This window comes from Sorangium sp. So ce176 (genome assembly GCF_051519835.1).
GTDB classification, from domain to species: domain Bacteria; phylum Myxococcota_A; class Polyangia; order Polyangiales; family Polyangiaceae; genus Sorangium; species Sorangium cellulosum_G.
Genome location: NZ_CP150371.1, coordinates 9863144 through 9886564, shown reverse-complemented (window position 1 = coordinate 9886564; position 23421 = coordinate 9863144). Strand labels below are relative to the sequence as shown.

The window sequence follows — 23421 nt, the reverse complement described above, 5'->3', positions numbered from 1 at the left end:
CTCGCTGTTCACCGCCGGTGTCTGGCTGGACGCTCGTGTTGCCCCAGGCCGCCTCACCGCGCGCAGGCGACTGGAGGTTTCATGCGTCATCTCGGCGTCTCCTCTGCGCTCCTCGCTGTTCTGGGGGCCGCGGTCTCGGGTGCGTTCGTCGCGGTCGGCTGCAATGCCTCGGGGCCGGGCCACGATCCCGGCGGGGGCGGCGGCGGCGCGCCGCCCGGCGGCTCCGGCGGGGGCGGCGGCGCGGGAGGTAACGGGGGCATCGATCCCGAGGACGCTCCGGGCGGGGTCATGCCGCCCGGCGAGGACGCCGGGGTCATCGACGCGGCGGTGAACCCGTGCGGCACCGAGTGCGGCCCGGAGGAGCTCTGCGATCTCAACCACCTCGGGCTCGATGACGACTGCGACGGTCAGGTCGACGAGACGTGCTCCTGCATCGCGGGGCAGGCGCGCGCGTGCTTCATGGGCGACCCGTCGTACCGCGCGGCGGAGGGGTGCTTTCCGGGCACCGAGCTGTGCAACGAGATCGGCGTGTGGGGGCCGTGCCTCGGCGGCCGGCACGCGACGGAGCAATGCTTCAGCGAGAACCCCGCGGGCTGTCACCCGCTGCAGGTGCCCCCGTTCGCCGACGTGAACCTGAAGGACGGGACAGGCACGTTCAGCGCGGACGCGGAGCCCGGCTCCGAGACCTGGACGGTCGTTTGCCCGACAGGCATCGATCCGTGCCCCGGGGTGTCCGGAGCGAGCCCGGCGGATGACTACAAGCCGCTCCAGTCGGGGGAGTACAAGGTCGTCTACACGAAGCGCCTCGCGGACGGCACGACCGACTCGTGCGAGTATGCCCTCTACGTCGGCGCGCCCGGCCTGCGGGTCGAGCTCGAGTGGGAGCACGACCTCGGGGGCGGCGGGGTGGATCTCGATCTGCACCTGCACCGCCCGAACGACGTGGAGCCGTGGCGGATCGGCGGCTCGCCGAGCGACTGCGGATACAACAACTGCACCATCGAGACGCTGGAGCCGGATCCGGAGATCCGCTGGTTCAGCGACAACGCGACGCCGCCGGAGCCGGTGAGCTGGTACGCGGACCCGATGGAGGCCAGGAACACCTGCTATCATGCCCCTCGCGGCGCCGGGCAAGCGTGGCGCGACGTCGGCCGGGGGTGCCACAACCCGCGGCTCGACATCGATAACATCACCTGCGACCCCGCCGTCACGGACCCGAACAGCGAAGATTTCTGCGCGCCCGAGAACATCAACGTCGATTTCCCGCCGCTCGGGCAGTGGACGAGGATCGGCGTCCACTACTACTCGAATCATGGGCAGAGCTACGCGGTGCACCCGCGGATCAAGATCTTCTGCAACGGCGCCCTCGGGGCGGATCTCGGCCCGACGGGGTTCCACGACCCGGAGGTGCCCGTCACGTTCGACGCGAGCGACGGGAGCGTCCGGTACTGGCTGGTCGCCGACGTGGCGTTCGTCGACGGGGGCGAGTGCGGCGAGGACACCTGCGTGGTGAGGCCGCTCTACCAGGACGAGGCGATGAAGACCCCGCTGCTGACGACCCGTTCGTCCGTGGAGTCGAGCTTCGGCCCCGCGTACCCGCCGCCGCCCTGACCGGCGGTCGTTCGCGGTGGACCCGCGGGCGCCCACGGCGGGCCGCGGGGCGCGCCCCGGGGGCCTCCGGGGCGCGCGGGCTTCCAGGAGGCCGCAGGGGCGCTTCCAGGGCGCCGCGGGGCGCTCTCGGGGGCGCCGGCGGGCGGGCGCGCCGGCGCTTTACAGGGGCGGCGGGGCGGTGCACGCTACCGGCATGGGCATCTTCGACCGCATGGGAAAGGTCATCTCGAGCAACGTCAACGCGCTCCTCGACAAGGCGGAAGATCCGAAAAAGTCGCTGGATCTCATCGTCGAGGAGATGAAGGACCAGGTCCGCGCGGCGCGGAAGGAGATGGTCGACGCTGTGGCGGCCGAGAAGGTGCTGCGCAAGAAGGTCGACGAGCTCGACGCCGAGGCGGAGAAGTGGGAGAAGCGCGCCGAGCTCGCGCTGAAGGCGAACGACGAGAAGCTCGCGCGCGAGGCGCTCGTCCAGAAGAAGCGGGTCGTGGGCGAGCGCGACCGCGCCGAGGCGATGCGCGCGGAGCAGCGCTCGGCGGTCCTCTCGATGAAGGCCGAGCTCGAGCGCATGGAGGCCAAGCAGGAGGAGTTCCAGGCGCGCAAGGGCACGCTCGCGGCGCAGATCCAGCAGAGCCGCGCCGGCGGCGGGGCCGAGGGGCTCGGGGCGCGGGGCGGCCAGAGCGCCTTCTCGGAGTTCCGGCGCATGGAGGAGCAGGTCGAGGGGCAGGTCGCGCAGGTCGCGGCGTCGCGCGAGGTGGAGGAGGCGATCTCCGGCGGCGGGCTGTCGGCGGCCGAGCTGGAGGCGAAGTTCGCCCATCTCGAGCACGGCCGAGGCAGCGCGGGCAGCGCCGGCGCGGACAGGCCCGGCGGGTCGGCGGTCGACGATGAGCTCGCCGCGCTGAAGAAGAAGATCCGGATCGGGTCCTGAAGGCGGCGCGGCGGGCGGCAGGGGCGCGGGCTGCGCCCGCTGTCGCCGGCTGATCTCGCCGCCGTCGCCATCACCGGCGCTCACCGGGCGCCGCGGCTTCGATCGCTCGAAGATCCAGATCCAGCAGACAGAGAAGGCCGATCAGGCAGCGTCACGGACCGGCGCGGGTCACGAGCTCACGCCGCTGTGAGCGACCGCGGGCGCCGGAGCGGCCGAGTCGATTACTTTGGCGTGCATGTCGCGCATGTTATGCTGTCATGCGTAATTTTCATGCGTGACAGACAGCCGAGGTGCACATGAAATGGAGTTCGATAGCCTTTCTTGGATGCTTGCTGGTGGCCTGCGGGGACGATGACCCCAGTGCCGGGGCCGGCGGCGCGGGCGGCCATGCCGACGGCGGCGGGGGTACCCATGCGGAGGGCGGCGGGCCCGCGGGCGAGGGCGGCAATGCGGAGGGCGGCGGGCCCGCGGGCGAAGGCGGCAATGCGGAGGGCGGCGGGCCCGCGGGCGAAGGCGGCAATGCGGAGGGCGGCGGGCCCGCGGGCGAAGGCGGCAATGCGGAGGGCGGCGGGCCCGCGGGCGAAGGCGGCAATGCGGAGGGCGGCGGGCCCGCGGGCGAGGGCGGCAATGCGGAGGGCGGCGGGCCCGCGGGCGAGGGCGGAGGGCCCACGGGCGCGGGCGGCCTCGATCCGGTGGAGCTCGCGATAGGCACCGACGACGACGCCACCTCGGGGTGCGCGACGTTCGTGAACGGGGTCTGGGGCGTCGATGAAACAGCGTTCTTCGAAGGCGAGGCGACAAACCTGGAGTGCGCCCTGGTGCCCGTGTGGGTCGACGGGGACGCCTACTGGATCACGTCGCGCGATTTCGGGGGTGAAATCGATGTCTACGATCTGAACTACAACATCCTCGCCGCCGATGCGCGGATCGAGAAGGCGAGCTCGTCGTTCGTCCTCCTCGATACGGCGTTCGAGGAGATCTTCTCCGGCACCATCCTCGTGACGTCGCTCACGGACGATAGCGTCACCCTGTCGATCGAGTAGGGGGAGGAGGAACGCAAGGGCGCAAGGGCGAGCCGCTGACTTCTTCTCTGCTCCTTGCGCGCCTCGCGCCCGTGCAACGTCTCTTCGTCACCTCACCCCGTCAGCGCGCTCGCCGGCTGCTCCTGTGGGCGCACCGGGAGCTCGATGTCCGCGCCGAGCGCTTCAGCGAGGTGCCTCGACGGGCTCGAGGGAATCGACGTGGAGCTTGCGGGTGGGGGCGGAGCTGCCCTTGTAGCTGCGGGCGGTGGCGGAGATGCGGTAGGTCTTGCCAGCCTGCATCTCGGAAGAGAAGGAGACGGCCGGGCCAGCGCAGAAGCCGCCGTCGAAGAAGGGAGTCCAGGCGCCGAGCGACTCCTTGGTGGTCTTGTAGACCCAGCTCGAGCCGACCTTCTCGAAGAGATCCGCGGCGACGTAGGTGCTATTGCACTTCGCGACCCGGTCGACATCCGAGAGGGCGGGGAGGCCGTCGGCCCACGCGACGGTGGTGCGGCCCGGGAAGACGGAGCCGCTCGGGTTCTGCGTGTAGAGCGAGGAGTACTTGCTGACGTCGAGGACCACGCCCTTGTAGCAGCTCGTCGTGTTGTAGGTCTGCGGCGAGCTGTAGTCGATGCCGCCGACGAACGTGGCGGTGGCGGCGGCATTGGCGCACTCGACGCCCATGGCCTGCTCGGCCTCTTCCACGTCCGCTTCCACCATGTCATCGACGAGCGAGTCGTCTCCGGCGGCGTCGACCGCGCAGCCCGCGAGGGCGAAGGCAACCACGCTGAAGCAAACGAAACCGAGCCCGTTGACGATGCGAAGCGTGTTCATGATGATCCCTGACTCCTGCCGCTGGGCGCAGCGGGCCGGCCGGACCGAAGGGGCTCGGACCGTGCCGCGCTCGCCGCGCGCCGCGAATGCGTTGCTTTTTCGTCCGGCGGCGTCGTTTGCGCGCCGGACGCCAACCGATAGAGCAACCGATGTGCCAGCGAGTCGGCGCGAAGGATTCGAAGAGAAGGAGCCCGCGCGGCGAGGTGATCGCGGCGCGCTCCAGGGCGATGGTGGTGATCTATCTTGTTGAAATTACTTTGATTTGTGGCTGCTTCGGCGCGCGTGGCGCGCCCGCACACGCCGGATGGAGGCGCCGGCCGGCGCCGGACCGCGGGACGTCGCGGCGCGTCCCCCTGGTGGCGCCGCCCTCGAGGTGGCGGCGGCAACCTCCATGGGGGGGGAGCGGGCCACGGCCTTGCGCGCGCTCGGGGCCATGAGCTAGCTGACGACGTTCATGGACACGCTCACGCACGGGCTCCTCGGGCTGGCGGTCGGCGCATCGCGTCGACCCGACGTGAGGCCCGGCGAGGGGCGCGCGTCGCCGACCGACAGCGCCGTGCTGCTCGCGTGCGTGATCGCCGCCGAGCTGCCGGATCTCGACTACTTCTGGCCGGCGGGGGACGCGGTGCTGCGCACGCTGCGCGCGCACCGCGGTCCGTCGCACGCGCTCCTCTTCGCGCCGGCGGTGGCGGCGGTGGCCGCCGGGATCGCCTGGCTCGTCCTGGGGCGGCGGGCCCGGTTCGGCCCGGTCTACGCGTTCAGCGTCCTCTCGGTCGCCCTCGCGCACCTCTTGCCGGATCTATGGACCGGGTGGGGGACGCGCCTGCTCCTCCCGTTCTCGGACGCGCGCCTGACGCTCGACTGGACAGGCGTGCTCGACCCGCTTGTCACGCTGCCGCTCGCCCTCGGCGCGCTCGTCGCGTGGCGCCGGCCGGCGCGCTGGCGGCGCGCGCTCCTCGCCGGGGCCGCCGTCGCCGCCGTGTACGTCGGCGGTCGGATCGCGACGCAGCAGGTCCTCGTCGCCCGCGTCGCCGCCGCCCACCCCGAAGCGCAACGCGTCGCCGTCTTCCCCGCGATGCTCGGCGTGACGACATGGCGCTTCCTCGCGACGCACGAGGACGCGTACGCCGCCGGCACGGTCAGCCTGCTCGGCGGCGCGCCGACCGAGGAGCGCCGGGTCGCGCGCGCGCCGAGCGGCCCGGTCCCCTCCCGCGTCGCGGCCGTGCCCACCGTGCGCGAGGCGCTCGCCTGGGCGCGCTTCCCCGTGGTCCGCCACGCCCCCGCCGGCGACGGCGGGACCACCGTGCGCGTCGCCGACCTCCGCTACCACCTGCGCGGCGACCCGACGCTCGAGTTCATCGTCGACGTCGCCCCGGACGGCGCGGTGACGCGCGCCCGCCTCGAGCGCGGCGGCTCGGCCCGCGAGCTCCTCGACCGCTGGCGAGAGTAGCCGCGCCGCCCGCGCGCTGTCGAAAGGCCGCGGTCCGGTCGTCGGAGGACCGACCCTTGACGAGGGTCAGAGGGCGTAGGTCACGCCGGTGAGCCGCTCGGACTCCTCCCAGAGGCGGCGCTGCGCGACCTCGTCACGGGAGCGGGCGCTCGACGCGACGCGCAGGGGGAAGCCCGTGATCCCGAAGAGCCCCGTGGGCCCGTAGTACTCGCCGCCCCGCGCGCCCGGATCGACAGCGCTGCGGAGCGACGCGAGGGCGGCCATCGGGACGCTGTGCCCGACCCGGAGCCACGCGCCGACCTTGCCCATGCGGCGAAACCAGCCAGGGGCGCTGCGGGTGATCGAGGTGGACGAGCCGCCGGGGTGAGCGGCCAGCGCGATCGTCTTCGCCCCGCTCGCGGCGAGCCGGCGCTGGAGCTCGTAGGTGAACAGCAGGTTCGCGAGCTTGGAGCGCCCGTACGCGGGGAACCCCCGGAACGCCCGCTCGCTCTGCAGGTCGCCGAAGTCGATGTCGCCCTGGTGGTGCGCGAGGCTGGACACCGTCACGACGCGCGAGCCCGGCACGTCGCGCAGCCGATCGAGCACGAGGCCGGTGAGGGCGAAGTGGCCGAGGTGGTTCACGCCGAGCTGGAGCTCGAAGCCGTCGGCGGTGACCTCGCGCTTGAACGACAGCACGCCGGCGTTGTTGATGAGCAGGTCGATGCGGTCGTGAGCGGCCCGGAGCTCGCCGGCGGCCTCGCGGACCGACGCGAGCGAGCCCAGATCGAGGCGCACGGCGCGCACTGTCGCGCCGGGGGCGCGGGCCTTGATCTGCTCCACCGCGGCGCCGGCCCTCTCCATGTCGCGGCACGCGAGCACGACAGTGGCTCCGCGCTCCGCCAGCGCCCGGGCCGTCTCGAGGCCAATGCCTGTGTTTCCGCCCGTGATGACAGCGACTCGGCCCACCTGGCTGGGGATGTCGGCCTCGGTCCACCGCGCGCGCGAATCTCTTCGTAAGTCCATCGTCTTCTCCTCGGATACCATCGAAATGGTCGTTCCGGTTTCAACAATCGCGCGGGGGTGAGGTCGGGGGCGGTCTACAGGCGCTCCCTGACGAGGGCGTCGCGGGTCGAGGCGATCGTCCGCGACAGCGTGGAGCGGCGCATCGAGGGGGCACCGGCTCGCGTGCCCGCGCGGGACCCGGCGGACCGCTCGGCGGCGCGCCCATTGACCGCGGCCCGCGCCGGCGCGAGTACTCCATCATGAACGCGCCAACGTACGAGCTGTATTACTGGCCGAGCATTCAGGGCCGAGGCGAATTCGTGCGCCTCGCGCTCGAGGACGCCGGCGCTCCTTATGTCGATGTCGCCCGCCTGCCCGCGGCGAAGCACGGCGGCGTCGCCGCCATGCAGAAGCTCATGAAGAGCCACGCGCTCGCGCTCGAGCCCTTCGCGCCGCCGTTCCTCCGCTCCGGCGAGCTCGTGATCGCCCAGGTGGCCAACATCCTCTTCTACCTCGGCCCGCGCCTCGGCCTCGCGCCGGACGACGAGGCGAGCAGGCTCGGCGCCCATCAGCTCCAGCTCACCATCACCGATCTGGTCGCCGAGGTGCACGACACGCATCACCCCATCTCCGTCGAGCTCTATTACGAGGACCAGAAGCCCGAGGCGCTCCGCCGCAGCCAGTCGTTCGTCGCCGAGCGCATGCCCAAGTTCCTCGGCTACTTCGAGCGCGTCCTCGAACGCCACGGCGGCGGTCACCTCCTGGGAGGCGCGATGTCGTACGTGGATCTCTCGTTGTTCCAGGTGATCGAGGGCCTCCGCTACGCGTTCCCGCACGCCATGGCCGCCTTCGCGCCCAGGATCCCCGGGCTCGTCGCGCTGCACGACCGCGTGGCCGAGCGCCCGCGGATCGCGGCCTACCTGGCCTCGGATCGGCGGATACCGTTCAACGAAGACGGCATCTTCCGGCGCTATCCGGAGCTCGATCCGGCGCCGTCGAAGAGACGCTGAACCTCGGCGGCGAGCCGTTCAACGGGGAGCCGTCGCGCACCACGAGCTGGCCACTCCGCGCACGTGACGATTCCCGCTCCCCTGAGCGGCGCACGTGCCTCGTGCTCGCCCGCGTCCCGATGTTGGCCGGTCCGAGGTCACTGTACTCGGTCGCGGCACATGCTTGCACTTCCAAGGCGATCTTGCGATCGATAGATCAGCGGAGAACAAACGCGTCGAAGATCGATGATCTCGGTACTCTGTGCCTTCAACCCCGCATGCGGCGGCTCGCAAGCCAGTCCGGATGCATCAGGCGTCGCGGAGCACGCTGCGCCGCCCATCACTCCATCTGCCGGTCGTTTTCAGCTCAAGGTGTCGCCATTCCCGTGGATCCCTGGCGATGCGTCCTACGTCAAGTGGATCGAAGAGGAGTTTGAAAGGTCGAACCCCGCGATTGACCTCGTTGTCCGCGACCCTGCGAAGTCCCACGACTGGAAGCCGAACGAGTACGTCGGCGACCTGTCTTCATGAGCAGCTTGCCCCAGATCAAGGCGGCTTCATCTCTCGACCAGATTCTCGGGACGCTCGCCGCTGCCGGGCGAGCGGCTAGCGTTGACGTGGCGGGTGATATGGACGGTAGCTGGGAATCCATCATGCTGTACCTCGACGCCTATGTCGATGCTCACCCCACCGCGTCAGCATCAGAGGCGACGACGCACTCCAAGCTCGACAAGGATGTCGAGGCGAACCTGACGAAGGTAGGTCGAGCGTGCACCCACGAGGGAAAGAACCACTGCGGCGGTAACGCCGAGGAGGCCTTCGCCGCAGGGCGAGTCGACGCTCTGTTCGGATACTCGGAGCGGCTGCACGACGCTGCGCGCAAGGGCACAGACCCCAGCAAGGTGACGATCGTGCCGGCGACGCTTGGCCAGGCGAACCGACTTCTCCTGTTCACCGATGCGCTCGTACTGTCGCCGCAGTGCAGCTCTGCGGAGTGCAAGGATGCTGCTGTCAAGTTTGCAACCTTTTACACGGACGCGAGGGTTTACGAGACGGTCATGTTGTCCCGCGATGGGGACCAGGGCGCGAAGCCGCGATATCTCCTGCCTGCCACCCAGGCAGCGTTCGAGCGTCCCGATGTCCAAGCTGACCCGATCTACAACCAGCTCCAGGGGTACGTGGGTGGCGCGGACGCTTATCCCAACGAGGGGGTGCCAGCCGTGAAGCAGAGCGGGGTCCTGCGTGGACTCGTGGCGAAGGCGCTCGGGATCAAGAGAGATGACTGACATGCTGCAGACTTCAACCCAGAGCGCCGCGGGCGAGAGGCGGCCGAGGGAGGGGAGAGCGGCCGTGCCGAGGATGCGCGGGCTGACGCCGGGCGGGCCGAGCACCATCTCGAGGAGGGCGGCCTCTGTCGCGGTCGGCAACTCGGCCGCCGTCGCGGCCGGAGCGTCGACGGGGGCGCGGCTCATCGCGCTCATCGGCATCGAGGACCCGCTCGCGCCTCCGTCCGGTGTAGAGACCGCACGGTCCTGCGCTGGCCTCCTTGACAAGGTGGGGCAGCCGTCGGCTACGCTACCTTTCCACGATGCGTGGGGGCGGCACGTTGGGGTTGGGTCGGAGTTCAAGACGCTCCACGCGGAAGCGACGATCAGCGAAGATATGGCGCGCAGCACAGCTGATTGAGACGTCAGGGCGCAGAGAGGAGCCGCCTCACCAATGATAATCGAGATCGACGACCTCTCTCGACCGGCAATCCATGCATTGCTGAATGAACACTTGCAGAGCATGTACGAGCTGTCTCCGCCCGAGAGCGTTCACGCGCTCGATCTCGAGAAGCTTCGCAGGCCCGAGGTCACGTTCTGGTCCGCTTGGGAGGCCTCGCTCCTGCTTGGTTGCGGTGCCCTCAAAGAGCTGGACCGCAAGCACGGCGAAGTGAAGTCCATGCGCACCCCTGCCGCACTTCGTCGCAGAGGCGCGGGACGAGCGATCCTCGCTCATATAATTCACGTCGCTCGGTCTCGATCCTACGAACGCCTGAGCCTTGAGACTGGCTCGGCGGAAGCATTCAAGCCAGCTCAACGACTTTACGAGAGCTTCGGCTTCGCGTACTGCGGGCCGTTCGGCGAGTACATGGAAGACCCGAACAGTGTGTTCATGACAATGCGCCTGTAGGCGAACATGTGGCCTGACCCTTCGCTGCGCCCCACGCGCTACAGCCGGCTTCCGCGCGCGGGTGAGCTCAAACGTTAGACCGACACGGAGGCTACCCTGATGGCAGTTGCCAGCGTTTTCGAGGTTGTCGTGCCGGACTCCATATGGGTCACCGAACGTCCGATATGGTTCGGCGGTGTTCGGATGCGAGCGAGAACTACCGTCGTCCGACTCTCGGGTGATGCCCTGTGGGTTCATAGCCCCTGCACACCCACTGACGATGTATGCGCGGCGCTCGACGCGCTCGGCGAGGTGCGTTGGATCGTGGTGCCTAATCGGTGGCATCATCTACAAGCTCCAGCTACTGCCGCTCGATACCCAAAGGCACATGTCGTCGGACCAAGGTCTGCCCAGTCGCGCAACCCGCACGTCAGCTTGACCATGGGCACGGACGAACCGGCGTATGTCCGCTCCACGCCTGAGCTGATCCCTGTTCAGCTAAGGGGCGTTCCCTTTCTCGATGAGACCGTCTTCTTCCACCCAGCCAGCGGTTCCCTGATCGCTGCAGATCTGCTCATTTCCGCCTGCGCGCGCGACCACTGGAGCTGGCGGATTGCAGCGCGCGTCTGGGGACGCTACGAAAAAGTCAGGACGCCCCCTGACGTCCGAATGCATACTCGTGCGAGCACGCCGGTGGCTGAATCGATCGCGCAGATGCGCGCGCTGCCGCTCCAGCGAATCCTCGTGGCCCACGCCGATCCGATCACGGATCGACCCGTTCAACAGATCGCCGAAGCCTGGAACTTCGCGATTCCTTCTCACCTGGGGCAATGATGGTGGTGAGCGGCATCGAGTACCTGGACGAGGGCGCGGAGTTGTTCCCCGACGGCTCAATCCACGGCGCGACCCTTGTCCGCGACGCGGACATCCAGGGACTTCCGTGCGCCGGCGGCTGCGACGTGGTGTTCTTCCCCGGCGGCCGGCTCCGGCTCGCTCGGCTCTCCCGACCGGTGGTCATCGGGGGCGTGGCCTGCGCCCCCGGCATCGTCTACGTTCACGAGAGCGGCGCTCTCCTGAACGCCACCCTTGCCGCCGCCCACGAGTTCGCGGGCGTGCCGGTCCCGGCCGGCGCGCGGGTCACGCTCGACGAGGCCGGGGGGCTGCTCGAGCACTCGCAGCGGCTGGAGGCCGATCAACTGGTCGGCGGGCTCCCGTGCTCCGCCGAGTTTCACGCCTGGGTCTACCCGGATGGCCGTCCGAGCCTCGTCGTGCTCGCCTCGCCGTCAGTCATCGACGGGCGGGAGTACCCGCGCGGCGCCGAGCTGTTCCTCGATGAGGGCGGGCAGGTTCTCGACTGGCGGCAGGTCGACCTCGACGCGGGACGGCGGTACAAGCAGCGCGTATTCGGAGTCCACGAGGCTCCGTTCGAGTAGGCCGCCGCACCGGGCGCTGCAGCAGACGGCGGCCGTGGTTCTCCGATATACGCGTACCTGGACCTGAACCACTTCATTTCACGTGCGAAGCTGCGGCAGGCAGGGACAGTTCCATGACGACCTGGATCAGCGGAGTCTGCGAGACGAACGGCATCAACATCCACTACCTCCAAACTGGAGGCGTCGGGTATCCCGTCGTTCTGCTCCATGGATTGATGGGGAGCGGCGCCTGCTGGACTCCCCTGGCGCGGGCGCTCGAAGGTGAATTCGACGTCGTCATGCCCGACGCCAGAGGGCACGGCGCCTCGAGCGCGCCGCACCACGGATACCGGTACGACGATCACGCGAGCGACGTCGTGGGCCTCATCCGTGGTCTGGAGCTCTCTCGTCCGGTTCTGCTCGGCCACTCGATGGGCGGCATGACCGCTGCGGTCGTGGCGAGTCGAGCGGCGGGGGTCATCCGCGGCCTCATCCTGGTCGACCCGACGTTCTTGAGCCCCGAGCGCCAGCGCGAGGTGCGCGACAGCGACGTCGCCGATCAACACCGCCAGGCCCTCGGCTTGCAGAAGTCTGACCTCGTCGCGCAGGCCCGAGCTCGACACCCGGGTCGCTCGCCCGAGCTCGTCGAGCTGCAAGCCGAGGCGAGGCTGAAGACCCGCATGGGCGCGTTCGACGTCCTCACGCCGCCGAGCCCCGAGTACCGCGACGTGGTGAGCGCGATCGACGTCCCGAGCCTGCTCGTCATCGGTGACAGCAGCCCCGTCGTCACGCTCGAGATGGCAACGGAGCTGCGGAGCCTCAATCCACGCGTACGGGTCGAGCAGGTGCAGGACGCCGGCCACGGCCTTCCATTTCAACAACCCGAGCGCCTCGGAGAGGTGGTCCTGTCGTTCTTGCGTGAGCTGATGTAGCTGCTGCCGTCACTCCGGCTCGCCCTCGGCGAGCGCGACGGGCTGGGGGTTCTCGGTCAGAAAGCCGCGCCCCTGCCACACCATCAGCACCGCATAGAGCGCCGCGAGCACGCGAAAGCCGCTGAGCAGGCCTCTGGCGACCGCCTCGCCGCCCCCGGCGCCACGGCACGGGGCCGGCGCGTCAGCTCGCGGCGTCACGCCGCGCCGCCCGCCGCCTGCTGCGCCAGCAGCACACGCGCAGCACGCGCCCCCTGCTGGCGCAGCAAGGGAAGCTGCCGACAGTTCGGGTGTGCTCGACCTGCTGGAGAGGTCCGACTGCGCTGCGTGGTTCGCCGTCCGATGGCCGGGCGACCTCCGAGCCCGGTGCCGCCTGCTTCGCCGCGATACCCGGGCCGGAGGTTGAGACCGGGGAGGCGTGAGCCGAACGACACGGCTCGACCGGGGACGGAACGGCTCCGCCTGGCACGCCGCTACACCCGACCGCTCCGGAGTTCGTCTCTCTCCTGCATCAGATGCAACTGCCCATCGGCCGTTGCCCTCCCAGGGAGGGATCCGTCGCTCGCCGGCCTACCCATGTTGCTGGGTGACGAGCAAGGGGCGGCCGGGGTACACTGCAACCGATGAAGCTCGCCATCGACCTGTCGCCCGCGCAAGCAGACCGTCTCAATGAACGCGCAAAGAGTCTCGGCTTGCAGCCGGAAGAGCTGGCGCGGGCCGCTGTGGCGGATCTGCTGACGACCCCGGAGGACGAGTTCCGCGCTGCCGCCGAGGTCGTCCTCCAGAAGAACGCAGAGCTGTACAGGCGGCTCGCCTGAAAGTGCGCTACTTGACCTTGGCGGAGGTCTTCTTCCTCCACGAGCGGGTTCTGGCGGCGAGCGGTGGGGCCGCAGGCGTTCGGGACCTGCGCGCCGTCGAGGCTGCCGTGGCCCAGCCAAAGGCAACCTTCGGAGGCGAGGATCTCTATCCTACTGTCGTCGCCAAGGCAGCGACGCTGTGCTTCTCACTCGTGCAAGGCCACCCGTTTGTCGATGGAAATAAGCGCGTCGGTCACGCCACGATGGAGGTCTTCCTGATGCTGAACGGCTACTCCCTTGACGTGAATGTCGACGAACAAGAGCGCATGATGCTCTCGCTTGCCTCCGGCACGCTTTCACGGGACCAGCTCCTCGCCTGGCTGGAACAGCATGCTCGGCGACGGGAGACTCTCGTCTAGCAGGGCATCCCACCTGGCGGCCTTCGACGCCGCCGATGCTGCCCTCGCTCAGCTCTCGAAGGGGGCGCCCTCCAGGAGGGCGCTGGCGTCGAAGGGCTGAAAGCCCGGCACGTGGCGGCGGCCGAAGTCCGAGAGGAAATTGCCGGCCGCTGTGTGCGGCTTCCGCTCCACGACGCCGCAGAGGGCGCGCCGGAGCTCCTGCTTCATCTCGAGCCGCGGATAGGCCCTCAGGATCTCCTCGACCGCCCCGCGCGGCAGCGCCTCCAGGCCGAGGCCGCCGTAATCGATCGAGATCCCGAGATGGGCGACGGCGACCTCCGGCTCCTTGTGCGGGGCGATGCCCAGGCTGGTGTGTGCGATCGAAGCCGCCGGCGCCCGCGCCACGACGCGCCGTGCCCATCCCTGGCGGACGGCGCCGTCAGCGCCGCGCGGCCCTTCCCTTGGGCGGGCGCCACGCGTGCAGGCTCTCCACGAGGAGCTCGAGCACCGCGCGCACGCGCGGAATGGCGCGTGCGCCGCGCGGGCAGAGCAGGACGAGCGGGCGTCGGACGGGCGGCAGGTCCACCTTCAGCTCACAGAGCGGCGGCCGCCTGCCGAAATGCGGGTGCTCGCGCGCGAGCAGCATCGCGCCGAGACCGAGCTCGCACGCGCGGATCTGAACGAGGTAGTCGTCGGACGCGAAGGACGGGCGCCATCCCGGGATCCGGCGCCGGAGGACGGTGTTCGGCGAGAGGTCGTCGAACGGCGGCGCCCAGCCGATCCAGGCAAGATCGGCCGGGTCGGTCTTGCCCGCCACGCGCGCCGCGTACTGCTCCGACGCGAAGGCGCGCAGCTCGAGGTCCACCGAGGCGACGCTTGTCTCATCGGCGGGGGCGCCCAGCCGCAGCGCAAGATCCGCTTCCCGCCTGATCAGATCGAGCGGGCGCACCGTGGACACCACGTGCAGCTCGATGCCCGGCGTGCGCGACGAGATCGCCGCGGCGAAGGGGGCGAGGAACACGTGCGCGACGCCGGGGGGCGCCGTCATCCGGACCACGCCCGCGGGCGCGTGTCGCCGCTCGGCCGCGCGGGTCAGCTCGGCGGCCCAGTCGGCCATCCGCTGCGCGGGCTCGATGAGGCCGGCCCCGTAGGCCGTCAACGCGGCGCCAGCGACGCCCCGGTCGAAGAGGGGCTCGCCGAGGACCGCCTCCAGCTCGGCCAGGCGCCGGCTCACGGTCGGCTGGGTCATCTGCAGCTTGCGCGCGGCGGCGCTCAGGCTGCCTGCCTCCGCCACCGCGAGGAACAGCCGCGCGTCGTCCCAGGAGATATTCATCTGCGTATATCTACATGCTGGTTTCGTCAGTTTTCATCCATTTTTTCGAGAGCACACTGGCGGCATGTCCATCCACGCCACCGCTCTCGTGTCCCGCACACTCCTCGCCTCTGCGCTGCTGCTCGGCGCCTGCACGGAGCCATCCCCGGCGCCGAAGGCCCCGCCCGCGTCGACGCATGACGCGGGGAAAGCCACCCTCGGCGAGCCGACAACGCTTCAGGCGATGGAGGCGCTCCTCGATGACGCAGGCCCCATCACCGTCGAGAGCGTCGTCAGCGCGCGCTGGGAGTCGAGCCGCAGCGGGCTCATCAACCTCGAGCACGAGCGCGCCGCCGCCTTGACCGACGGCGCCGAGCCGGTCGAGATCAGCTTCCACGCGCTCGCGCACCCGACCCGGGGCCTGTACATCATCGACACCGGCGCGGCGCAGGCGCTCGCGGCGCACGACCATCCCCTGAGGACTGGCGCCGTCGGGCAGGCGTTCAACTTCGGCGCGTTGCGGGTGGAGGCCGGCCTCGGCGCCTGGCGCGGCGACCGGTCGCTGGCCGGCGTGCTGCTCACGCACCTGCACTTCGACCATGTGCTGGGTTTGGCCGACGTGGCGCGCGACGTCCCGATCTTCGTCGGACCCGGCGAGTCCGCGTTCGAGAGCCCCTTCCATGCGCTGACGCAGCCTGTCGTGGACCAGCTCCTCGACGGCCGCGCGGCCCTTCAGGAGTGGGTATTCGACGAGAGCGGCGCGATTGACGTGTTCAGCGACGCCTCGCTGTTCGCTCTCGCGGCGCCGGGACACACCCCGGGATCGGTCGCCTACGTCGCGCGAACCCCCGAGGGACCCGTGCTCTTCACCGGCGATGTGTGCCACACCGTCTGGGGCTGGCGCAACGACGTCGAGCCCGGGACGTTCTCGTACGACAGCGCCGACAGCGCCAGGAGCCTCGCCTTTCTCCGCGCCCTCGCTGCCCGCCACCCGTCGATGCAGGTGCGCCTCGGGCACCAGTCGCTGTGACCGCGCCCGGGCAGGCGCTCCGTGACACGCTGGAGGCCCGGAGGACGAGGCCATCGCCCCGGGGTCTGATGCCCACGATGGCGCGCTCGCACGAGCGGCTGAACCACCACGGCTGCTCATGACGTCACATGGCGTCGACCGGCACGTGACCGAACAGCCGGCGCGCGCAGTCGTGCCCGTACAGCCTCACCGTGAGGCGAACGCGAACCTCCTGGTCGTCCGCCCCTGGGTGGCGAGCGCGGATGCTCGCGAGGGTGAGCTCACGGACCGCCTGGCTCAGCCGCATCGCAGCCTCAAGCCGCTCTTCCGGAGGCATGCGCCGGAGCAGCTCGTGGTAGCGTGCGTCCGCTTGCGGCGAGGTGTCGACCATCGACATACAACATGAGTCTAGCAGACCTCGAGTATCCGCTGATGCCAGCTCTTCTCGGCGTCGGACGGTTCGGCCCCTGTTCCTTCGGCTTCGCGGTCACGCATCGGCTTCGGGCTCCTGACCCGCTGTACGATGGCGGCGATCCCTGACGACAGCGAGCGAGCATGAATCCGAGGCCGGCCGGCTGTCGTCGCCCTGAGCGCGTACGCCCGTCGCCGGTCCTCCCGCCTTGGACGTTGCAGCGGCCGGGTGGCTCCCATTGCCCGAGCTCGCGAGCGCCTTTCTCGCGCGCCATCCAGGTCGAGGTCGCACGTTGGGCGCACGATGCCGGGCCTCCAGCGCGGACGCCGGCGCGCTGGCGGTCGCCGGAGGCGATGCGTGAGTGCGGGTCGACCCTTGATGCGGTGCCCCACCACCGTGCCCGTTGCGAGCGATGGTGCCGAACCAAGCGGCAGCCGGCAGAGCCAGTCAACGCCGAGCCGATCACGGCCGAGCCGGTCGCTCTCGCATAGCGCGACCGGAGCGGACAGCAGCCCGACCCAGGTTGGGGCGACTCGGGTCGGGCTAGCCGCCGCGTCCGCCGCGTTCAGCGACACGGGCTGCGCCCGCGCGACGCGCCCTGACACTACCCGAACGCCCGCGCCCCATGGCGCGAACGCCCGGCGACGATCCAGCCGCGGAGAGGATCCGGTCGGACCAGACCGGGTTGACACCTGCACCCGCTCGGCGAGAGATGGAGCCGTGGCTCGTACCGCTCCCGTGCCCAACATCCCCGCCATTCCAGGCATGAACCCCGGCACCTGGATCATGGGAGGAGGAGGTGGTGGCGGCGGCGGCAACGGACGAGGCGGTCGCGGACGCGGCGACAAACAGGGTGCCGGCGGCAAGAATGGCGGCAGCGGCGCGAGCGGCGGCGGCAAGGACGCGGGCTCCTGCGGGCAGGGCAGCGGTGGCGGATGCCCGAACCCGAGCCACGGCGGCCGCGGCACCCAGGCGGGGGACCCCGTCGACCCGATCACCGGGCGCGTCTACACCACGGCAGTCGTCGATCTCGCGCTGCCCGGCACCATCCCGCTCATCATCACTCGCAGCTACAGCAGCTCCCTGGCCCACGAGGATCTCGGCCTCGGCTTCGGCTGGACCCACGCGCTCGCCTGGACGATCGACGAGCGCCGCCGCTCGATCCTCGTGATCGAGCCGGGAGCGAACCCGACAGAGACGCCGCGCCCTGCCGAGGGGGCATCGGTGCGCCTGCCCTGCGGCAAGCTCACCCGACACCCCTGGGGCTACGTGATCGATCGAAATGGGCTCGCGTACCTCTTCGGCGAGGCCGAGGGCTCGCGGTGGAAGCTGTCGCGCATCGTGGACCGGCGCGGCAACGCGATCAGCCTCCATTACGAACGCGGCAAGCTCGCGACCGTCCTCGACAGCGTGGGAAGGGTGGTCACTGTGCGCAGGCACCCGGACGGACACATCGCCGCTTTCGAGGTCAAGAACGCGCAGGCCCAGGGCCGCCGCGTCTCCTTCCGCACGTACCTGTACAACGACCGAGGCGACCTGGTCGCAGCCGTCGACGGCGAGGGCCAGCCGACGCGCTACGAGTACGACGTCGACCACCGCCTCCTCCGGCGCGCCGAGCCCGGCGGGCTGGTCGCCGAGTTCCGCTACGACCAGGAAGGCAGATGTTACGAGAGCTGGTGTCACCGCGAAGGCAATCACGGACTCGATGCCGCCATCCCCGAGTTCCTCGCCGATCACACCACGCGGGCCAAGGGCTTCCTCCACGTGCGCCTCGAGTACGGCCCCGACAGCACGGAAGTCGTCACCTCGCGCGGCATCCGGCGCGTACACGGCAACGCGCTCGACCAGCCCACGCTGGTCACCTGGTCACGGGGCGTGCACAGCTATACGTACGACGACGCGGGCGAGCCCACCCAGTACATCGACGCGCTAGGCCACGTCACTCGCGCCGAGCGGGACACCGAAGGCCGCCTGCTGCGATCCGTCGATCCCACCGGAGCGTTGACGGATTACGTGCACGACGAGCGCGGAGACGTCGTGGAGATGCGCGACGCGCTGGGTGGCGTCGCCCGTTATGAGCGCGACGCCTGGGGCGACGTGCTCTCCGTGCATGACGAACTCGGGCTGGTCGTCGCCTTCGCTTACGACCCCCGCGGCCTCCTCGTCACCGCCACCCTGCCGAACGGCGGCGTCACCCGCATGGAGTACGACGCCCTCGCCAACCGGACCTCCGTCGTCGAGCCGCACGGCGCCACACGCCACATCAGGTACGACTACCTGGGCCGCGTGGTGGGCTTCACCGACGAGCGCGGGCTTCAGACGTTCTTCACCTACGACGCCTGTGGTCGCACCCGCAGCATGCGCACCCCCGGGGGCGCTGAGGTCGTCTACGAGTACGACGCAGACGGCAACGTCTCGCGCATCCTGGACGCCGATGGCCGTGCCACCCTGCTCCGCTGGGGAGGCATCGGCGTGGTTACGGAGGTCGTGCGCACCGATGGTCAGATCGTCCGGTATCGTTACGACCGCGAGCAGGACCTCGCACGGGTCATCAACGAGGTAGGTGAAGAACACGTCTATGAGCGCGACACCGAGGGCCGCATCGTTGGCGAGCGCACCTTCGACGGCCGCGCCATCTCCTACCGGCTCGACGCCATGGGACAGATCCTCGCTGTCCGCGAGGACGCGCGTCTGACGGAGCTCGATTACGACCCCTGCGGCCGCCTCGTCGGGCGCAGCTTCTCCGATGGGCGCGTCGAGCGGATCGAGTACGATGCGCTCGGCCGCGTCGTACACGTCGGGAGCGGCGATAGCGCCTGCGAGTACACCTACGATGCCCGCGGCCGGATCGTGCACGAGCGCCTCGTCGACCGTGGCGCGACCACCACGGTCGAGACCGCGTACGACGTCATGGGCAAGGCGGTACGCGCGGAGGGCCCATTCGGCGCGATCGCGGTTGAGCGCGACGTCGCCGGCCGCCCGGTGCGGCTCCATCACGGCGACATCGCGCCGATACAGATCCAATACGACCCCTCTGGCCGCGTCCTCGAGCAGGTATTGCCCGGCGGCGGACGCATCGTTCAGGGCTTCACGCCCGACGGCATGCTCGCCCGCGTGCAGGTCCTGAGCCCTCGAGCAACGCCGCACGTCGGGCCGGGCGAGCCGGCGTGGGTCGGCCAGATCCCGCTCGGCGAAACCTTCGCGCGCAGCTATCACTACTCGCCGGCCAGCCTGCTCGCAGCCGTCGACGACGCGAGCGGCGTCGGCGTCGAGCTCCGGCGCGACGCGAATGGGCGTGTCGTCGAGAAGCGTCGTGTTCAGGGAGCGCAGCACGCGGTTGCCGAGTCGTACGGCTACGGCGCGAGCGGCGATCTCTACGAGCCGGCCGCCCCACGCGAGTACGCTCCCGGAGGCCGCCTCGTCCGAAGGGGAGAAGTCGAGTACGCCTACGATGCGCTGGGGCGCGTGTCGCACAAGCGGGCGCCCGACGGGAGAGCCTGGTCGTTCACCTGGGCCGACGACGACCAGCTCATGGCCGTGCGCCTACCCGACGGGCGGACGGTCCGTTTCGCGTACGATCCGTTCGCGCGGCGGACCGAGAAGCGCGTCGAGCGCGCCGGACGCGTCGAGAGCGTGACCCGCTACGCCTGGTACGGCGACGCGCTCGTGCGCGAGATCCATGAGACTGCGCTCGCGGCGGGCGATCCGATCGTCCAGGAGCGGACCTATGTCGTGCTGCCGGGGACGGTGCTGCCACTGGCACAGCGCGAGACCAGGGCCGGGCAAACGCCGGAGTTGCTGTACTACGTCGAAGGCCCGAACGGCGCGCCCGAGGCGCTCGTTACGAGCGATGGGGCCCTGCTTAGAGCCCCTCGACCCTACCCTGTACGGGCGGGTCGACGGCGAGCCCAGGACCCCGCTTCGGTTCCCGGGCCAGTACGCAGACGAGGAGACCGGGCTCCATTACAACCGGAATCGCTATTACGATCCCGAGACGGGCTGCTACCTGAGCCCGGAGCCGCTGCGCATCGAGGGCAGCCTCAAGCCCTACGCCTATGTCGACAACATGCCGGTCGAGCACGTCGACATCGACGCGCTCGTTCGCTGCACACTCACGCGCACGGTCGGGGATCCGATCACGAGGAGCAGCGGTGGCAGCCCAAGCCGGCTTCATCCGGCCGTCGAGAGGGCATTGCCGCGGCAGCCGGCCCGGCACCCGATAGAGCCGCAGCCTGCGGAGCAGTGCGCCGAGCCCCACGTGCTGAGCGACCACCTCCGGGAGTGGGAGCAGCGCACCGGCAGGTCATGCACGCCGGGTCAGCCCGGGTGGCGGCGCAACCTGCGCGCAGCGCTCGGCGAGGTGCAGGGCATGGAGTCCGAGACCGGGACCAGCAACATCCCGGCTTGCCCCAACTGCTCCCAGCTCATCCCTCGGCTGTGGACCATGGCGGGCCGCAAGCCGCCGCGCCCGAGCGAGGTCGGCGGGGCCATGAACCCGCAGAACCCCATTTATCACGATAACCCAAGCAACCGCCTCACACGACCGAACCGCCCGGGAGGCATCCAGAACGTGGGCACCTGGAGGGTGGTGGGCGATCGGTTCCAGAGGGTCACATGACCATGAGCGCTGTCCAGGGATTCTCCGAGGCCCTCTCCGCGCTGGCCGAACGCGCACCCATCCGGCGCGCCTGTGACCGCCGCACGCTCGCGAAGCTCGCGCCGCCCGGCTGCCCGCCCCGCTGGACCGAGGCGGCGGACCTGCTCCTCGCGCTGACCCAGGACCGCGGCCTGCCCCTCCTCGGCGACTACGACTTCGGCGCCCTCGCCGAGTTCGACTGCAGCTTCCGCCGCCACCGCTCGGGCCCGCCCGACCTCGTGATCGCAAGGCACGCCTCGGGCCGGCGCGTGCTCCTGACGCAGCGAGAGGGCGCTGTGTACCTCGGCCGGTACGAGAAGCGCCTCTGCAGCGATCTGCGCGCGTTCCTGGAACGCCTCGCCGCCGAGCTCTCCCCCACGCCCGCCCTGGTTGGCTTCTCGATCCACTGGCGCGCTGGAGACGAGGCCAGGAAGCTCGCGAACAAGCTCCGCGCCGCCGAGAACGGCGCTGCCTCGGCGCCGCACGACACGTGCTGGTCGGACGACCGCTGGTTCATCGTCCGGGATCGCGCCGCCGCCCGCCGCTTCGAGGACGTGCCCGCGCTGCTCGCGGCCGCCCGCGCCGCCGGCGCGGAGCTTGGGCTGCACGACGGCCGCGCCGAGGCGATGCTCGTCGAGGATCTCCAGCGTGTGCCCAGGGGCGCCCAGCTCCACCAGGTGGCCGGCATCGCGGAGATCTCCATTCAAGTCGCCGAAGGGCGGCGGATCGAGCAGGCCCTCCACTACGGGGACGTCGCCACCGAGCGAGCGGAGTGGGAAGACGGCGAGCTCCTCGTCCAGCGCACGCGTCCGGCGACCGAGCTGTTTGCCCCGATTCCCGAGCTGCAGGAATACCTGTTCGCCCGGCGTATCCACCGCCTGGATCGCTTCCGGCGCTCCGAAGAGGACCTGCGCAGGCTCTTCGGCGACGACCTCTGGCCCGTCCTCGCCGCGGTGGAGCGGGACCACGGCGGCGTCATCGCGGAAGATGACTTCGCGCCGTGGAGTCTGCTCGGCGTGGCGCCCCTCATCGCGCCTGGATACGTCGCGGAGACCGTTGCGGGCGACCAGCGGATCAAGGACATCCAGGGCAAGCCGGTGCGCCAGGTGGGCAAGGTCGACAAGATGCGCTGGCTCTGCATCGACGAGGAGGGGCGCTGCTATGTTGCGGGAAGCCTCGGCGACGACCTCGAACCCGGCGGCGACGACCTCGAGTCGACCTTGCTGCGTCTCGCGCTCGACTGGAAGCTCCAGCGCTGGCGCACCGAGGCCAGCATGGGCGGGTTCCTCCAGCGCGCCGACGCCGAGCGCTTGCTCAAGGAGCTGCACGGCGCGGCCGAGCGAAAGCTCGACACCTTTGGGCACACCTATCATGCCGGCCCCGGCTTCATGCTGCGGCACCGCAAGGCGGTACTGGGACTCGACGCCTACTTCCAGCTCATCGCCATCTCGACCAAGCGCTTCTGCGAGCTCCTGCGCCCGCTTGCCGCCGCCGGCCGCCCCGTGCGCGTCCTGCAGGACACCGAGTCCTTCCCGACCGACGAGGAGCTCGCCGCATGCGCCCACGCAGGGGTGGTCATCTCCGATCACTGAACCCGCAGGTCCCCGACCGAGGTCGGGGGAACCGGCGCAGGCGCTCGCGGCGCACGACCATCCCCTGAGGACTGGCGCCGTCGGGCAGGCGTTCAACTTCGGCGCGTTGCGGGTGGAGGCCGGCCTCGGCGCCTGGCGCGGCGACCGGCCGCTGGCCGACGTGCTGCTCACGCACCTGCACTTCGACCACGTGCTGGGCCTGGCCGACGTGGCGCGCGACGTCCCGATCTTCGTCGGACCCGGCGAGTCCGCGTTCGAGAGCCCCTTCCATGCGCTGACGCAGCCTGTCGTGGACCAGCTCCTCGAGGGCCGCGCGGCCCTTCAAGAGTGGGTATTCGACGAGAGCGGCGCGATTGACGTGTTCAGCGACGCCTCGCTCTTCGCTCTCGCGGCGCCGGGGCACACCCCGGGATCGGTCGCCTACGTCGCGCGAACCCCCGAGGGACCCGTGCTCTTCACCGGCGATGTGTGCCACACCGTCTGGGGCTGGCGCAACGACGTCGAGCCCGGGACGTTCTCGTACGACAGCGCCGGCAGCGCCAGGAGCCTCGCCTTTCTCCGCGCCCTCGCTGCCCGCCACCCGTCGATGCAGGTGCGCCTCGGGCACCAGTCGCTGTGACCGCGCCCGGGCAGGCGCTCCGTGACACGCTGGAGGCCCGGAGGACGAGGCGAGCGCCCCGGGGTCGGACCTTGACTTTTCGCCGGCGACTGAACTCGACCTCATCGTAGGGGCTCGGCCCGAGAGCGAAGATATCGATCTTCGTCACCATCGGTAGGTAGAAGATGTTCGCGCAGCTTCCGCGGGCCAGGGCGTCGCGAAGCACCTCTTGATCCACCTCGAAGTCCGGGCCGAGCAGCTCCGCGAACGCGCGCACATGACGGGGCGTCATCGCGACGACCAGGTCGATATCGTTCGTCGCGCGCGGCTCACCTTGGAGGGAGCTCGCGAGGCTGCCGCCGA

General features: G+C 70.3%; 23 protein-coding genes and 3 pseudogenes. 19 read left to right on the top strand and 7 right to left on the bottom strand.

The window, feature by feature from the left end; translation table 11 throughout:
- The first annotated feature begins 81 nt into the window (after positions 1-81).
- The 3 genes from WMF42_RS37450 (at position 82) to WMF42_RS37440 (ending at position 3579) form a co-directional block, all read left to right on the top strand.
- Entirely contained in the window at positions 82-1611 is a 1530-nt protein-coding gene (locus WMF42_RS37450) for a hypothetical protein (protein WP_437687944.1), read from the top strand.
- Positions 1612-1804: 193 nt separating this feature from the next.
- A complete protein-coding gene (locus tag WMF42_RS37445; RefSeq protein ID WP_061607933.1) occupies positions 1805-2536 on the top strand; it encodes a PspA/IM30 family protein in 732 nt (243 codons plus the stop codon).
- A gap of 335 nt (positions 2537-2871) precedes the next feature.
- Positions 2872-3579 carry a hypothetical protein gene (locus WMF42_RS37440; protein WP_437687942.1) on the top strand — a complete coding sequence of 236 codons (708 nt, stop codon included), beginning with the start codon at positions 2872-2874 and terminating at the stop codon, positions 3577-3579.
- A gap of 162 nt (positions 3580-3741) precedes the next feature.
- Here the strand turns inward: WMF42_RS37440 and WMF42_RS37435 are convergent, their stop codons facing one another.
- On the bottom strand, positions 3742-4389 hold the full coding sequence (locus WMF42_RS37435; RefSeq protein WP_437687940.1) for a hypothetical protein: 648 nt from the start codon (positions 4387-4389) through the stop codon (positions 3742-3744).
- Between the two features lie 454 nt (positions 4390-4843).
- Here WMF42_RS37435 and WMF42_RS37430 point away from each other — a divergent pair, with 454 nt between their 5' ends.
- Positions 4844-5839, top strand: coding sequence for a metal-dependent hydrolase (locus WMF42_RS37430; RefSeq protein ID WP_437687938.1), 996 nt, complete (start codon positions 4844-4846; stop codon positions 5837-5839).
- A gap of 66 nt (positions 5840-5905) precedes the next feature.
- Here WMF42_RS37430 and WMF42_RS37425 read toward each other — a convergent pair whose 3' ends face one another.
- On the bottom strand, positions 5906-6841 hold the full coding sequence (locus WMF42_RS37425) for an oxidoreductase (RefSeq protein ID WP_437687936.1): 936 nt from the start codon (positions 6839-6841) through the stop codon (positions 5906-5908).
- A 239-nt stretch (positions 6842-7080) separates the two neighbouring features.
- Here WMF42_RS37425 and WMF42_RS37420 point away from each other — a divergent pair, with 239 nt between their 5' ends.
- The 3 genes from WMF42_RS37420 (at position 7081) to WMF42_RS37410 (ending at position 9095) form a co-directional block, all read left to right on the top strand.
- Positions 7081-7830, top strand: a complete 750-nt coding sequence (locus tag WMF42_RS37420) for a glutathione S-transferase (protein WP_061607929.1) — start codon at positions 7081-7083, stop codon at positions 7828-7830.
- 225 nt (positions 7831-8055) lie between these two features.
- On the top strand, positions 8056-8340 hold the full coding sequence (locus WMF42_RS37415; RefSeq protein WP_437687934.1) for a hypothetical protein: 285 nt from the start codon (positions 8056-8058) through the stop codon (positions 8338-8340).
- Positions 8337-9095, top strand: coding sequence for a hypothetical protein (locus WMF42_RS37410; RefSeq protein ID WP_437694476.1), 759 nt, complete (start codon positions 8337-8339; stop codon positions 9093-9095). Before WMF42_RS37415 ends, WMF42_RS37410 begins: the two co-directional genes overlap by 4 nt.
- A 21-nt stretch (positions 9096-9116) precedes the next feature.
- Here the strand turns inward: WMF42_RS37410 and WMF42_RS37405 are convergent.
- A pseudogene (locus WMF42_RS37405) lies at positions 9117-9281 on the bottom strand (JAB domain-containing protein); the annotation flags it as partial.
- Positions 9282-9528: 247 nt separating this feature from the next.
- Between WMF42_RS37405 and WMF42_RS37400 the strand changes: the two are divergent.
- From WMF42_RS37400 to WMF42_RS37380, 5 genes and pseudogenes are all read left to right on the top strand, one after another.
- Positions 9529-9984 (top strand): GNAT family N-acetyltransferase, encoded by a 456-nt coding sequence (locus tag WMF42_RS37400; RefSeq protein WP_437687932.1) that lies wholly within the window; start codon positions 9529-9531, stop codon positions 9982-9984.
- Positions 9985-10083: 99 nt separating this feature from the next.
- A pseudogene (locus tag WMF42_RS37395) lies at positions 10084-10344 on the top strand (DUF4336 domain-containing protein); the annotation flags it as partial.
- A 60-nt stretch (positions 10345-10404) separates the two neighbouring features.
- Positions 10405-10797, top strand: a complete 393-nt coding sequence (locus WMF42_RS37390) for a hypothetical protein (protein ID WP_061607924.1) — start codon at positions 10405-10407, stop codon at positions 10795-10797.
- A 5-nt stretch (positions 10798-10802) separates the two neighbouring features.
- Positions 10803-11396, top strand: coding sequence for a hypothetical protein (locus WMF42_RS37385; RefSeq protein WP_155798333.1), 594 nt, complete (start codon positions 10803-10805; stop codon positions 11394-11396).
- A 113-nt stretch (positions 11397-11509) separates the two neighbouring features.
- Entirely contained in the window at positions 11510-12307 is a 798-nt protein-coding gene (locus tag WMF42_RS37380) for an alpha/beta fold hydrolase (protein WP_437687930.1), read from the top strand.
- A 9-nt stretch (positions 12308-12316) separates the two neighbouring features.
- On the opposite strand, the gene WMF42_RS37375 is transcribed toward WMF42_RS37380, so the two are convergent.
- Positions 12317-12505, bottom strand: a complete 189-nt coding sequence (locus tag WMF42_RS37375) for a hypothetical protein (protein WP_437687928.1) — start codon at positions 12503-12505, stop codon at positions 12317-12319.
- A gap of 422 nt (positions 12506-12927) precedes the next feature.
- Between WMF42_RS37375 and WMF42_RS37370 the strand changes: the two genes are divergently transcribed.
- Together WMF42_RS37370 and WMF42_RS37365 are read left to right on the top strand one after the other, a co-directional pair.
- Positions 12928-13122 (top strand): hypothetical protein, encoded by a 195-nt coding sequence (locus tag WMF42_RS37370; RefSeq protein ID WP_061607920.1) that lies wholly within the window; start codon positions 12928-12930, stop codon positions 13120-13122.
- A gap of 2 nt (positions 13123-13124) precedes the next feature.
- Positions 13125-13520 carry a type II toxin-antitoxin system death-on-curing family toxin gene (locus tag WMF42_RS37365; RefSeq protein ID WP_061607919.1) on the top strand — a complete coding sequence of 132 codons (396 nt, stop codon included), beginning with the start codon at positions 13125-13127 and terminating at the stop codon, positions 13518-13520.
- A gap of 48 nt (positions 13521-13568) precedes the next feature.
- Here the strand turns inward: WMF42_RS37365 and WMF42_RS37360 are convergent, their stop codons facing one another.
- Complete coding sequence (locus tag WMF42_RS37360; RefSeq protein WP_437687926.1) at positions 13569-13904, bottom strand: hypothetical protein; 336 nt, start codon at positions 13902-13904, stop codon at positions 13569-13571.
- Between the two features lie 34 nt (positions 13905-13938).
- A complete protein-coding gene (locus tag WMF42_RS37355) occupies positions 13939-14832 on the bottom strand; it encodes a LysR family transcriptional regulator (protein ID WP_434043387.1) in 894 nt (297 codons plus the stop codon).
- Between the two features lie 88 nt (positions 14833-14920).
- Here WMF42_RS37355 and WMF42_RS37350 point away from each other — a divergent pair, with 88 nt between their 5' ends.
- Positions 14921-15841 (top strand): MBL fold metallo-hydrolase, encoded by a 921-nt coding sequence (locus WMF42_RS37350; protein ID WP_437687924.1) that lies wholly within the window; start codon positions 14921-14923, stop codon positions 15839-15841.
- A gap of 124 nt (positions 15842-15965) precedes the next feature.
- Here WMF42_RS37350 and WMF42_RS37345 read toward each other — a convergent pair whose 3' ends face one another.
- Positions 15966-16217, bottom strand: a complete 252-nt coding sequence (locus WMF42_RS37345; RefSeq protein ID WP_437687922.1) for a hypothetical protein — start codon at positions 16215-16217, stop codon at positions 15966-15968.
- A 318-nt stretch (positions 16218-16535) separates the two neighbouring features.
- On the opposite strand from WMF42_RS37345, the pseudogene WMF42_RS37340 reads away from it, so the two are divergent.
- The 4 genes and pseudogenes from WMF42_RS37340 to WMF42_RS37325 form a co-directional block, all read left to right on the top strand.
- Positions 16536-17393, top strand: a pseudogene (locus WMF42_RS37340) (DUF6531 domain-containing protein); the annotation flags it as partial.
- Positions 17394-19911: 2518 nt separating this feature from the next.
- Positions 19912-20850, top strand: a complete 939-nt coding sequence (locus tag WMF42_RS37335) for an RHS repeat-associated core domain-containing protein (protein ID WP_437694395.1) — start codon at positions 19912-19914, stop codon at positions 20848-20850.
- Positions 20847-22460, top strand: coding sequence for a hypothetical protein (locus WMF42_RS37330; protein ID WP_437687920.1), 1614 nt, complete (start codon positions 20847-20849; stop codon positions 22458-22460). Before WMF42_RS37335 ends, WMF42_RS37330 begins: the two co-directional genes overlap by 4 nt.
- Before the next feature lie 112 nt (positions 22461-22572).
- Positions 22573-23079 (top strand): MBL fold metallo-hydrolase, encoded by a 507-nt coding sequence (locus WMF42_RS37325; RefSeq protein ID WP_437687918.1) that lies wholly within the window; start codon positions 22573-22575, stop codon positions 23077-23079.
- The last annotated feature ends 342 nt before the right edge of the window (positions 23080-23421 follow it).